The sequence below is a fragment of the Pandoraea sp. E26 genome, assembly GCF_000681415.1.
In the GTDB taxonomy this organism is placed as follows: domain Bacteria; phylum Pseudomonadota; class Gammaproteobacteria; order Burkholderiales; family Burkholderiaceae; genus Pandoraea; species Pandoraea pnomenusa.
On sequence record NZ_AYXJ01000050.1, the window covers coordinates 40,239 to 53,316 of the forward strand.

Sequence of the window (13,078 nt, forward strand, 5' to 3'; positions counted from 1 at the left end):
GCCCGAAAACGCCGCCAGGCGCCCGAATCTCAGTCCTGCAGGAATCTTACCTTGACCTTGCGGCCCTTCACACGCCCGTCGCTCAGCTTTCGCAACGCCACCGGTGCGATGTCGCGTTCCACAGCAATATACGTGAAGTTGTCGAGCACGTTGATCTTGCCGATCTGCGACGCGGCGAAGCCGGCTTCTCCGGTCAGCGCACCGAGCACGTCGCCGGGACGGATCTTGTCCTTCTTGCCGCCCAGCATCTGAATCGTCACCATCGGTGGCAGCAGATGGCCGCTGCCCGACGGCGTGAGCTCGTCGAGCTTGTGCCACGGCACTTCATGGCCCAGCGCGGCTTCGATATTGCCCACACGGCCCATCTCGTTCATCGTGACGAGGCTGAAGGCCCAGCCGTCTTCGTCGGCGCGGCCGGTGCGGCCGATGCGGTGCACGTACACCTCGGGGTCGGGCGTCACATCCACGTTGATCACTGCCTCGAGCTGGGCAATATCCAGCCCACGTGCGGCCACGTCGGTCGCCACGAGCACGGAGCAGCTACGGTTGGCGAACTGGATCAATACCTGATCGCGCTCGCGCTGCTCCAGCTCGCCATGCAGCATGAGCGCATGGAAGCCTTCGGCGCGCAGCACGTCGGTGAGATCGCGGCACTGCGCGCGCGTGTTGCAGAACGCAATGGTGCTCACCGGGCGGAAGTGATCGAGCAGGCGACCCACGACGTGCAGGCGCTCGTTATCGTCCACTTCGTAGAAGCGTTGGCGGATCTTGCTCGCGTCATGCTTCTCTTCAAGGCGCACTTCGCGCGGCGCGCGCAGCAGGCGCTGCGCGAGCTTGCCGATGCCTTCCGGATACGTCGCCGAGAAGAGCAGTGTCTGGCGCGAGGCGGGGGTTTGGCGTGCGACCGTGGCGATATCGTCGAAAAAGCCCATGTCGAGCATGCGGTCGGCTTCGTCGAGTACCAGGGTCTTGACGCCGGCGAGCGAGAGCGTGCCGCGTTCCAGGTGGTCCATGATGCGTCCGGGCGTGCCGACGATCACGTGCGCGCCATGCGCGAGACTCTCCGCCTGCGGCCGAATCGGCGTGCCGCCACACAGGGTGAGCACCTTGACGTTGTCTTCCGCCCGCGCGATGCGGCGCACCTCCTGGGCGACCTGCTCGGCGAGCTCGCGGGTCGGGCAGAGCACGGCGGCCTGCACGGCGAAATCGCGGGCGTCGACGCGCTGAAGCAGGCCGAGCGCGAACGCGGCAGTCTTGCCGCTGCCGGTCTTGGCCTGCGCGATGAGGTCGTGGCCGGCGAGCATGTCGGGCAGCGACGCCTGCTGGATGGGCGTCATCGAGACGTAACCGAGCCGTGCGAGGTTCTCCTGCATGGCAGGCGAGAGCGGCAGGCTCGAGAAGGGGGCGCTGTCGTTGCGCGAGTCGGTGGCTTTTGAGTTCATGCGCAATTATACCGGGCAGGGGAACGGGCCGACGCGGGTCCGTCCTGGGGCTCGGGGTTTGCGCCGTTGCCAGTCCGGGGCCGCCGGGCGTAGCATGGCCGTGCCTGGTCGATATCGTCGCATGTCCCGAAGTCTCGTCCATTCCCGCAGAGGTTGCCCATGCCCGCGAATCCGGAAGAGAAGGTCCGCCAGCACATGGCGGAAGTCGTCGCAATGGCGCGCGAGCGCGCGCCCGACGTGGCCGCCCTGTTCGAACCGTTCGTGCGGCATTACTACGGACTGGCCGACGCCGACGACGTCGTCTCGCGCAGTGTCGCCGATCTATACGGCGCGGCGATGGCCCATTGGCAGCTCGGCCAGAAGTTCGTCAGTGGCGAGCCACGCATCCGCATCTACAATCCCACGCTCGACCAGCACGGTTGGCATTGCGGCCACACGGTCGTGGAGATCGTCAACGACGACATGCCGTTCCTGGTCGATTCGGTGACGATGGAGATCAACCGTCAGGGGCTCGCCCTGCATTCGGCGTTTCACCCCGTTTATCGGCTTCGGCGCGACGCGTCTGGCAAGCGCCTGGCCGTGGCGCCGGGCGCGGGGCCGGGGCGGGCGGCTTCGGCGGGCGAGAGCACGACGGCCGGCGCGGACAACGAGGGTGCGTCGGTCACAGCTGGTGGCGCCGGTGCGTTGCTGACACCGGGCGCGGGCGGCGCGGCGTCCGGCAATGGCGCAGGGGCGCATGACGGCAACGGTGCCCCGGCGGACGGCAGCCGTTTCGAATCGTATATCCACATCGAAGTCGATCGGTTCTCCGAGCCCGAGCGTATCCAGGCGCTGGCCGAGGGCCTGCAACGCGCGCTTGGCGACGTGCGCGCCGCCGTGGAAGACTGGCGCGCCATGCAGGCCGCGGCGCAAGCCGCCATCGAATCGCTCGCGCAACGGGCGCAGCACGCGGCTGTGAGCGCGCAGGAGCGTTCCGAGATCGACGAAGCGCAGGCGTTTCTCGACTGGATGCTCGCACGGCATTTCACTTTCCTGGGTTATCGCGATTACCAACTGGTCGTGCGCGACGGCGATCCCTGTTTGCAGGGCGTGGCGGGCACGGGCCTGGGCGTGCTGCGCGAGTCGCGGCGAGATGCCGCCACGCCGGACGTGACCCGTCTGTCGCCCGGCGCCATCGGCATCGTGCAGGCCACCACGCCGATTTTCCTGACCAAGGCGAACTCGCGTGCGAGCGTACATCGCCCGGGCTATCTCGACTACGTCGGTGTAAAGCGTTACGACGCTCATGGAAACGTGTGCGGCGAGCGGCGGTTTCTCGGCCTGTACACCTCCACGGTCTACATGGTGCCGGTCGACGAGATTCCGCTCGTGCGGCGCAAGGTCGCGGAAGTGATCGCGCGCACCGGCTTCTTGCCGAACGGTCATCTGGCCAAGACGCTGGTGACGATCCTCGAGCAGTACCCGCGCGATGAACTGTTCCAGATCGACGTCGATGCACTCACCGACATCGCCTTGGGCATTTTGCGGTTGCAGGAGCGCCAGCGCACGCGGCTGTTCGTGCGGCGCGACCGCTTCGACCGCTACGTGTCGTGCCTCGTGTTCGTGCCACGCGAGAAGTTCAATACCGATCTGCGGGTGCGCGTGCAGAACTTGCTGCTCGCGGCATACCACGGCACGAGCGTGGAGTTCACTCCCCAGCTCTCCGAGTCGATGCTCGCGCGCATTCACATCACGGTGCGCACGCAGCCGGGCAAGGTGCCGGACGTCGACGTGAACGAGTTGGAGGCGCGCATCGTCGAGGCCACGCGCCGCTGGCAGGACGATCTTGCCGACGCCCTGCGCGAGCAACTGGGCGAGGAGCGTGGCACGCGCGCGCTGCGGCGCTACGCGCAGGCCTTTCCCGCGGGATATCGCGAGGACTATGCCGCGCGCGTCGCGGTGCGCGACGTCGAACTGATCGAACCGCTGCTCGTGGCGGCATCGCCCTCGCCCTCGCCCTCTCCCTCGCCCGCCGCGGCGTCGGGCGCCAGGCCGCTGGCCATGCAGCTCTACCGCCCGCTCGAAGCCCCGGCGGGCACGCTGCGCTTCAAGATTTATCAGGCGGGCGAGCCTATCGCGCTCTCGCGCAGCCTGCCCATGCTCGAACACCTCGGCGTGCGGGTGAACGACGAGCGTCCCTATCGCATCGAGCCCGCAGGCGAAGGCGTCGTCTGGATGCACGACTTCGGCATGACGAGCCTCGATGGCGCCGACGTCGACCTGGAACACGCCCGGGCGCGATTCGAAGACGCCTTCGCGCGCATCTGGGCGGGCGACGTGGAGAATGACGATCTGAATCGTCTCGTGCTGCAAGCCGGGCTGACGTGGCGCGAGGTGCGTATCCTGCGTGCGTATGCGAAGTACATCCGGCAAGTCGGCTCGACGTTCAGCAATGCCTACATCGAGAGCGCGCTGACCGGGAATCCGGCGATCGCGGGCATGCTGGTGCGCCTGTTCCTGGCGCGTTTCGATCCGACGCGGGGCGACGACGCGCGTGCATCGCAAGCGCAACAGCTTCGCGGGCAAATCCACGCCGCGCTGGAGGACGTGCCGAATCTCGACGAGGACCGCATCCTGCGCCAGTTCCTCGGCGTGCTGGAAGCGACGTTGCGGACCAACTACTTCCAGACGACCGGCGATGGCCACACGCAGAAGGCCTATCTGTCGTTCAAGTTCGATCCGTCCCGGGTGCCGGGACTGCCCGAACCCAAGCCGATGTTCGAGATCTGGGTCTATTCGCCGCGCGTGGAGGGCGTGCACCTGCGTGGCGGTCGCGTGGCGCGCGGCGGCTTGCGCTGGTCGGATCGCCGGGAAGACTTCCGCACGGAAGTGCTGGGTCTGGTCAAGGCGCAGATGGTGAAGAACACGGTGATCGTGCCCGTGGGTTCCAAAGGCGGTTTCGTGGTCAAGCAACCGCCGCCGGCGGGCGATCGCGACGCCTATCTGGCCGAAGGCGTGGCGTGCTACCAGACGTTCCTGCGCGGGCTGCTCGATCTCACCGACAACTATGTCGACGGCCGACTCGTCCCGCCGAAGCAGACCGTGCGCATCGACGGCGACGACCCGTATCTCGTCGTGGCGGCCGACAAGGGCACGGCGACCTTCTCCGATTACGCCAACGCCATCTCCGCGGAATACGGCTTCTGGCTGGGCGACGCCTTCGCATCGGGCGGCTCGGTCGGGTACGACCACAAGAAGATGGCCATCACCGCGCGCGGGGCCTGGGAGTCGGTGAAGCGGCACTTCAGCGAGATGGGCGTCGACACGCAGACGCAGGACTTCACGGTGGTGGGCATCGGCGACATGTCGGGCGACGTGTTCGGCAACGGCATGCTGCTCTCCCGGCATATCCGGCTGGTGGCCGCGTTCGACCATCGTCATGTGTTTCTCGATCCGGCGCCGGACGCGGCGGCATCGTTTGCGGAGCGAGAGCGCCTGTTCCAGTTGCCGCGCTCGAGCTGGGCCGATTACGACACGCGCCTGATCTCGGAAGGCGGCGGCGTCTTTCCTCGCACGGCCAAGGTCATCCCGATCTCGCCGCAGGTGCGCGCGCTGATCGGCACCGACGCCACGGAAATGGCGCCCAACGACCTGTTGCGTGCGCTGCTCAAGGCGCCTGTCGATCTGCTCTACAACGGTGGCATCGGCACGTACGTGAAGGCGAGCAGCGAGACGCACGCCCAGGTCGGCGATCGTGCCAACGACGGCCTGCGGGTCAACGGGGGCGAGTTGCGCTGCAAGGTCGTGGCCGAAGGCGGCAATCTGGGCCTCACCCAGCTTGGCCGCATCGAGTATGCGCAGCACGGCGGGCGCATCAACACCGATGCCATCGACAACTCGGCGGGCGTCGATTGCTCCGATCACGAAGTCAACATCAAGATTCTGCTGGGGCTTGTCGTCACCGACGGTGAAATGACGCTCAAGCAGCGCAATAGTCTGCTTGCCGAGATGACTGACGAAGTCGGTGCGCTGGTGTTGCGCGACAACTACCTGCAGACACAGGCGTTGTCGCTGGGCAGGTTGCGCGCGCCGCAGTCGCTCGACGACGAGGCGCGCTTCATGCGCTTTCTCGAGCGCGCGCAGCGGCTGGCGCGCGCCATCGAGTTCCTGCCGGACGACGAAGCGCTCGACGCGCGTCGAGCGGCGGGCACGGGGCTCACCTCGCCCGAGCGCGCCGTGCTCATGGCATACAGCAAGATGTGGCTCTACGACGTGCTGCTCGCGAGCGATCTGCCCGACGCCGGGTTCGTGGCCGACGGATTGCCGTCGTACTTCCCCACGCCGCTGGCGAGCCGGTGCGGCGCGGCAATGCAGCGTCACCCGCTCAGGCGCGAGATCCTCGCCACGATGCATGCCAACGCGCTGGTCAACCGCGCGGGCGTGACGTTCGTGCATCGGCTCAGCGAGGAGACCGGGGCCGACCCGGCCGACGTGGTGCGTGCCAGTCTGGCCGCGCGCGGCGCCTACGGGCTCGACGCCCTGTGGCGCGAGATCGACGCGCTCGATGCGCGCGTGTCGCACGAGACACAGGCGTCGTTGTTTGCCGCGGTGTCGCAGTGGCATGAGCAGGCGACGTTGTGGTTCCTGCGTCGCCGCCTGAGCGATGTACCGCAAACGGTCGAGCGTTTGCGCGGTGTGCTCGACCCGATGCTGCCCGCGCTCGATGGGCTCGTGAGCGGCGAGGCCGCCGACGCCGCAAGCGCGCGCTGCCGGACCCTGATCGACGCGGGCGTGCCGCCCGAGCTGGCGCGGACGGCCGCGGACATCGACGCCCGTGTGGCACTGCTCGACATTGCCGAGGTGGCCAGCACCTGCGGTCGCGAACCGGCGCTCGCGGCGCAGGTGTACTTCGCGCTCGCCGCGCCGCTGGGTTACGGCTGGCTTCAGTCGGGCGTGCTCGGCTTGCCGATGCAGACGCACTGGCAACGGCTCGCGCGCGCCACGTTGCTCGAGGAGCTGTCGGTGTTGCGGCGGCGGTTGACGGCGAGTGTGCTGGCGCGCGACGCGGCCGTGGGCGAGGACGTGCGGGCGGCGAGGGCGGCCGAGAGGGCGGAAGGGGCGGAAGGGGAGGAAGGGAAGGAAGGAGCCGAGGGCGCAGACAAGGCGAAACGCGAGGGGAGCCGTGGCGCCGGGCGGGGCGAGGCAAGCGAGGTAAGCGAGGTGAGCGAACTAAGCGAAGCGGCCGATGCGACGCCAGCGGGCCGTCTGGTTGCGCACTGGCAGAAGGCGCATGCCGATGCGCTGGCCCGTTACCACCGCGTGCTGGCCGATCAGGTTGCGGCGGGGAGCGCCGATCTGGCGATGCTCTCGGTGAGCCTCAAGGCGCTTGCCGAAGTCGGGCGCTGAATGGAGCGTTGAATCGCGTGCGGACGCCGGCAGTCACCCCGCGGCGGGCCGATGTGGTGCCCGTCGTGCCCGGCGGTGTCCCGCGAGGGTGTCGTGCGGGCGGGCCCGGCGTCCACGTCGCCCCGCAAAACCGTCGTCAGGTAACTTTTAAGCGTTTACACAAAAGACGCGAAACGGCGTATCATCCGGGAAAACCCTAGGATTGCATCGACCCGTACGAACGCTTGCCCGTCGTACGTCTCGATGCGTCCTGGGGTTTCGTCGATTCCTGATCCCGCGAAATGCCCAACGATACCCGCCCTGCGAACGGACAGTTCGCCACGACGTTGCAGATCGTCTCCACCGTGTTTTTCACGTTCCTCTGCTATCTGACGATCGGCCTGCCGCTCGCCGTGCTGCCGTCGTTCGTGCACGTCGATCTCGCTTACAGTTCCGTGATCGCGGGGCTGGCCATCAGCGTTCAGTATCTCGCGACGCTGCTCTCGCGGCCGTACGCCGGTCGAACGGCCGATGCCTGGGGGCCCAAGCGCACGGTCCTTTGCGGACTGGTCGCATGCGGTGCATCGGGCTTGCTCGTGTCGCTCGGCGGACTCGTCTCCGGTGTGCCCTGGCTGTCCCTGATCACCCTGATTCTCGGGCGCCTCGTGCTGGGCTTCGGCGAGAGCTGGGTGTCGACGGGCGCGATCATGTGGGGCATTGGGCAAGTCGGGCCGTCGCACACCGCACGGGTCATCTCGTGGAACGGCGTGGCGACGTATGGCGCGCTGGCGCTGGGCGCGCCGCTCGGCGTGGCGCTCGACAATGCCTACGGGATCGAGGCGCTCGGCGGTGCGATCGCGCTGGCCGGCGTCGTTGGCCTGGCGCTGGCGCGCCTGAAGCGCGCAACGCCGGTCATTCACGGCGAACGGCTCGCATTCCGCGCGGTGCTCGGTCGCGTGATGCCATTCGGCATGGGGCTTGCGCTGGGTTCGATCGGCTTCGGGGCCATTTCGACGTTCATCACGCTCCACTACGCCAGCCATCACTGGGATCACGCCGCGCTTGCCCTGACGGCGTTCGGTCTTTGCTTCATGGGTGTGCGCCTGCTCTTTGGCAACAGCATCGGCCGTTTCGGCGGGTATCGCGTTGCGATGACTTCGTTCGCGCTCGAAGCCTTTGGCCTCATCGTGCTGGGGATTGCGCCCACGGGCTTCACCGCGCTGCTCGGTGCGGCGCTGGCCGGCGCGGGCTTCTCGCTCGTGTTTCCGTCGCTGGGGGTCGCGGCCGTCAATCGTGTGCCGGCGCAGAATCGCGGCGCGGCATTGGGCGCGTATTCCGTTTTCCTCGACGTGGCACTGGGCGTTACCGGTCCGGTGGCCGGCCTGATCGTTGGCGCGTACGGATACGCGCAGGTCTACCTTTGCGCGGCCATTGCGGCCATCGCGGCGGTGTTGCTCACGCTGTGGATGTCGCGCAACGTCGCGGCGAGCGAGGCGCACGACGCCGAGCCGGCGGGCCATCGGCCAGCCCGTGCCGCAACCTCTTCGGCCGCGTCTTCCTGACGACCGTCCGCGCGCCGCGACTTCCCCGGTCGCGACGTCGCTTGCCAGCGGCCACGTGCGCCGTACCCCCGGTGCGCGGCCTTTGGGCGCGACGCATCGCCACGCCAATGCAATCTCCCAAAGCACCTTAACGCTGCCGCGATCCCGACACGCGCGGCTCTTTTTCTGAAGTCTCTCCGCACGCACGCGCCTTAAATCGAATTCGCTGTACGAAGTCAACGGACGTACAACCGCCTCGATCGGCGTAGTGCAGCGCAGTGCGTACGACGTGCGCGTCGTTGGCGTCGCGTCGGCATTCAATGCTTCGGGAGATGACGATGGAACACCGTGAACTGGTTTGGGCCGCCTTGCTGGCGGCGTTGATGGTCGTGGCGACGCCGTCGCATGCAGGCGTCCAGGTCGGCGTGCAGCGTTGTCCGTCGATGGAGGATATCGGCGGCAAGGGGGAGGAATTCACACAGCCGTTGCTGGAAGCCGAGGGGGAGTGGCGCGCCGCCCCACTGGCCAAAGGCGCGCGCGGGCGCGTCGTGAGCTTCGTCAACGCGTTGGCGATTGGCGAGGGCGACGAAGTCCGCCTTCAGAAGTGCGTCTACAAGCTCGACGTCAGCGGCGAACTCGATGTGCTCTACGAGCCTGTGTCAAAGGACCGCGCCGTGAGGCTGCCGTCGGGGCCGACGAGTTGGACGCAAACGTCGTTCGCCGGTCTGACGGTGTTTGTTTGCGAGGCGGCGAAACCGGAGCGCTGCGTGTTCGCGCCGGCGGCGCGTCCCCGGAGCGATTGACGGTATTGACCTTACCTAAGCGGCTTGCGACGCCACGATCGCCGCAAGTCGTTTGATGAGGCCGGGGATGCGGGCGGCGTCCGTGTCTCCGTAGCCGATCACCAGCCCGTTGTCCGCCGGTTGCGGATCGAGCGCAAAGCTCGACAGCGCCCGCGGGCCGATCCCTTCGCGCTGCGCCGCCGCCACGATGGCCTTGTCGGGGAACGCCGGGTCCAGACGCACCGTGAGGTGCAGCCCGCAGCGCTCGCCGATCACCGCATAGCTCGGTCCTAAGTGTGCCGAGAGCGCGTCGCGCAATGCGCTCTGACGCTCCCGGTACAGTCGTCGCATTCGGCCCAGGTGACGCGCGAACTGGCCGCTGCGAATGAAGTCCGCGAGCGCGAGCTGTTCGAAGCGATGGCCGCCGCGCAGCAATTCGTCGAGGGCATCGCGGGCTTGCGCGAGCAAGGACGGCGGGAGGATCAGGAAGCCCAGGCGCAGCGCCGGGAACATCGTCTTGCTGAATGTGCCCACGTACACCACGGGAGCGTCGGGCACCATCCCCTGCATGGCCGCGATCGGTTCGCCCTGGTGACGGAATTCGCTGTCGTAGTCGTCTTCGAGAATCCAGGCGCCATGGCGGCGCGCCTGCGCGATCAGGTCGAGCCGTCGCGCGGCCGAGAGCACGCTGCCGAGCGGATATTGGTGCGACGGCGTGACGTACACGAGCCGCGGCGGCATGCGTTCCCACCATCCATCGGGAATCACGATGCCTTCGTCATCCACCCGCAGCGCGTGCAGGCGCACGTCGCTCGAATGAAAGGCGGCCTTGGCGCCGCGATAGCCGGGATCTTCCATCCAGACGGCGTCGCCCGGATCGGTGAGCAGGCGTACACAAAGGATCAGCGCCTCGTGGGCGCCTTCGGTGATGACGACCTGCGAGGCGTCGCAGCGCACGCCGCGCGAGATGCGCAGGTGGCCCGCGATGGCCTCGCGCAGGGCGGGCTCGCCCAGAGGGTCGCCGTAGTGATAGAGGCGCGGCGGTGCCTCGCGCATGACTCGCTCGAGCGTGCGCCGCCACGTACTGGCCGGAAAACGCGTCAGCGCGGGCACGCCCGGGGTGAAGGGGAGCGGTGACTCGCCGGCGCGCGCGGCATGACGTGTGGCCGGCAGGCGTTGCAGGCGGCGCGAGGCCAGTGGCGGTGCTTCCGAATCGGACGGCGGCAACGGTGCGACGGTCCTCTGCCTGGCCGCCTCGGCGGCTTCTGCCGCGATTTGCGGATCGATGGACAGGTGCGCCACACGCGTGCCGAGCCGGTGCGGCACGATGAAACCTTCCGCAGCGAGCTGGTCGTAGACGATCGACACCGTATTTCGGGAAACGGACAAATCTTCAGCGAGCGTGCGCGAGGCAGGCAGCCGCGCACCGGCCGGCAGGCGCCCCTCGAGAATGGCGTGTTTGAGCCGTGAGAGCAGTTGCTTTTGCAGCGAGGTGCCGCGCCCGGCACCGACGCTCAACGGACTGTCGAAGAGCGCGGCGACGTTTTCGGGAACGGGTTCGTGCAAGGGCGCAGCCGCTTTGGGATTCATGTGGCACCAAGAGATTGTTCGCGAGTGGTGCTTTTCATCGTACCACTGAACCGATACTTTTGACGTCAGAGACAGCGATGACCCATCCATCTCCAGTGAGGAAGCGATGACCGAAGCGCCGAACTTCAACGAATTCGATCAACCCATCGGGCCGCCGATGCCGGATTGGACGCCGCGCGCGTTGCCGCCGCGCACACCGATCGGCGGGCGCTACTGCCGGCTCGAGCCGATCGACGTCGAGCGCCACGCAAAGGACTTGTACGGGGCCTACGCGAGCGCTCCGGATACCCGAGACTGGACGTACATGACCACGGGGCCGTTTCCGGACTTCGACACCTATTACGCGCATGCGACCCGACAGGCGGTGTCGACCGATCCCTTGCACCACGCTGTGATCGACCTGGCGACGGGCAAGGCCGTGGGCACGCTGTCGCTCATGCGTATCGATCCGGCCAATGGCGTGGTCGAAGTGGGGCACGTGGCGTATTCGCCATTGCTCAAACGTACACGGGCGGGGACCGAGGCGCAGTATCTGCTGATGCGCCGTGCGTTCGACGAACTGGGTTACCGGCGGTACGAATGGAAGTGCGATTCGCTCAATGCACCGTCGCGCCGAGCGGCGGCGCGTTACGGCTTCACGTTCGAGGGCATCTTCCGGCAGGCGACGGTATACAAGGGCCGCAGCCGCGATACGGCCTGGTTTGCCATGACCGACGGGGAATGGCCTGCCATCAGCCGCGGCTTCGAGCAGTGGCTCTCGCCGGAGAACTTCGATGCCGAGGGCCGGCAGCGCGCGGGACTCGCCGCGTTGATCGCCGCGGCGCGGGTGTAGACGCGGGCATTACCGCACGTATTACGGCTGGCACGACCGCAAGCTGACGGGCGCGTTCAGGCGAGCTGGCGAAGACAAACGGCCCGCCGGAGTCATCCGGCGGGCCGTTGGCTTTGACGCGTCAGCTGGATGCCGACGCAATCTCGGACAAATCTTAGCGATCAGCCCGGGAAGAACACGTACTTCAGCACGAACAGCACGGCGATGACCCAGGCGGCCGGATGGACTTCCCTGGCACGCCCGGTGAACAACTTGAGCACGGCGTACGAGATGAAGCCGAAGGCCAGACCCGTGGCGATGGAGTACGTGAACGGCATGGCCAGCGCCGTGAGGGCGGCAGGCGTCGCTTCGGTGACGTCGTCCCATTCCACGTCGAGCAGTTCGCGCAGCATCAGGCCGGCCACGTACAGCAGCGCCGGGGCGGCGGCATAGGCGGGCACGGAGCCGGCCAGCGGCGCGATGAACAGCGCGAGGATGAACAGGACGGCGATCGTGAGCGCGGTAAGGCCGGTGCGGCCGCCGGCCTGCACGCCCGAGGCGCTTTCCACGTACGCGGTGGTGCTGCTCGTGCCCAGCAGGGAACCGATGAAGATGGCGATCGAGTCGGCGAACAATGCACGTCCGAGTCCCTTGTAGTGCGTACCTTCGAGCAGGCCGGCGCGCTTGGCCACGCCCATCAGCGTGCCGGTCGCGTCGAACACTTCCACCAGCACGAAGGCCAGGATCACATGCACGAAGCCGGCGTGCAGCGCGCCCGGAATATCGAGTTGGAGGAACGTCGGGGCAAGGCTCGGCGGCATGGCGAAAACGCCCTGGAACTGGTTCAGGCCCAGGACCATCGACAGCACCGTGACCACCAGAATCCCGATCAGGATCGCGCCACGCACGCGCAAGGCGTCGAGCACGGCGATCAGGAAGAAGCCGAAGATGGCAAGCAGGGCCTGCGGCGAGTGGAGGTCGCCCAGACCGATCTTCGTTGCCGGATTGGCCACGACGACGCCGGCGTTACCGAGGGCGATGATGGCGAGAAAGAGGCCGATACCGGCGGCGATGGCGCATCGCAGCGACTTGGGTACCCCGGCAATGAGCCAGGAGCGAATGCCGGTGACCGTCAGAATGATGAACAGGCAGCCGGAGATGAACACCGCGCCGAGCGCCTGTTGCCACGTGTAGCCCATGGCGCCCACGACCGTGAAGGCGAAGAACGCATTGAGCCCCATGCCCGGGGCCATGCCGATGGGATAGTTGGCCACGAAAGCCATGACCACCGAGCCGATCGCGGCGGCCAGGCACGTCGCGACGAACACGGCGCTCTTGTCCATCCCGGTCGTGCCCAGGATGTTCGGGTTGACGAAAATGATGTACGACATCGTGAGGAAGGTCGTGAGACCCGCCACGATTTCCGTGCGTACATTGGAGCCATGCTCCTCGAGCTTGAAGAATTTGGTCAGCAACGTGCTCTCCTTGTGACTTTGTTATGCCGTTGTCCGTGTGCAGCGGGGGCGCGCGCATTGTACTGCGGGCGCG

The 13,078-nt window shown here is 67.2% G+C and carries 7 protein-coding genes; 4 read left to right on the forward strand and 3 right to left on the reverse strand.

Annotation, left to right across the window (positions count from 1 at the left end; genetic code table 11):
• Positions 1 to 29: 29 nt before the first annotated feature.
• Positions 30 to 1,442, reverse strand: coding sequence for an ATP-dependent RNA helicase DbpA (dbpA, locus tag W930_RS0124640; RefSeq protein WP_023871820.1), 1,413 nt, complete (start codon positions 1,440 to 1,442; stop codon positions 30 to 32).
• 159 nt (positions 1,443 to 1,601) lie between these two features.
• Here dbpA and W930_RS0124645 point away from each other — a divergent pair, with 159 nt between their 5' ends.
• The 3 genes from W930_RS0124645 (at position 1,602) to W930_RS0124655 (ending at position 9,150) form a co-directional block, all read left to right on the forward strand.
• Complete coding sequence (locus W930_RS0124645) at positions 1,602 to 6,827, forward strand: NAD-glutamate dehydrogenase (protein WP_028731388.1); 5,226 nt, start codon at positions 1,602 to 1,604, stop codon at positions 6,825 to 6,827.
• Positions 6,828 to 7,108: 281 nt separating this feature from the next.
• Positions 7,109 to 8,368, forward strand: a complete 1,260-nt coding sequence (locus tag W930_RS28795; RefSeq protein ID WP_023871818.1) for an MFS transporter — start codon at positions 7,109 to 7,111, stop codon at positions 8,366 to 8,368.
• A 317-nt stretch (positions 8,369 to 8,685) separates the two neighbouring features.
• Positions 8,686 to 9,150 carry a DUF3757 domain-containing protein gene (locus W930_RS0124655; RefSeq protein ID WP_023595140.1) on the forward strand — a complete coding sequence of 155 codons (465 nt, stop codon included), beginning with the start codon at positions 8,686 to 8,688 and terminating at the stop codon, positions 9,148 to 9,150.
• Positions 9,151 to 9,165: 15 nt separating this feature from the next.
• Here W930_RS0124655 and W930_RS0124660 read toward each other — a convergent pair whose 3' ends face one another.
• Positions 9,166 to 10,719 (reverse strand): PLP-dependent aminotransferase family protein, encoded by a 1,554-nt coding sequence (locus W930_RS0124660; protein WP_024788840.1) that lies wholly within the window; start codon positions 10,717 to 10,719, stop codon positions 9,166 to 9,168.
• A 106-nt stretch (positions 10,720 to 10,825) separates the two neighbouring features.
• Here W930_RS0124660 and W930_RS0124665 point away from each other — a divergent pair, with 106 nt between their 5' ends.
• Positions 10,826 to 11,551 (forward strand): GNAT family N-acetyltransferase, encoded by a 726-nt coding sequence (locus W930_RS0124665; protein WP_023595142.1) that lies wholly within the window; start codon positions 10,826 to 10,828, stop codon positions 11,549 to 11,551.
• 161 nt (positions 11,552 to 11,712) lie between these two features.
• Here the strand turns inward: W930_RS0124665 and W930_RS0124670 are convergent, their stop codons facing one another.
• Positions 11,713 to 13,005: an NCS2 family permease gene (locus W930_RS0124670; RefSeq protein ID WP_023595143.1), complete on the reverse strand. Its 1,293-nt coding sequence runs from the start codon at positions 13,003 to 13,005 to the stop codon at positions 11,713 to 11,715.
• Positions 13,006 to 13,078 lie beyond the last annotated feature (73 nt).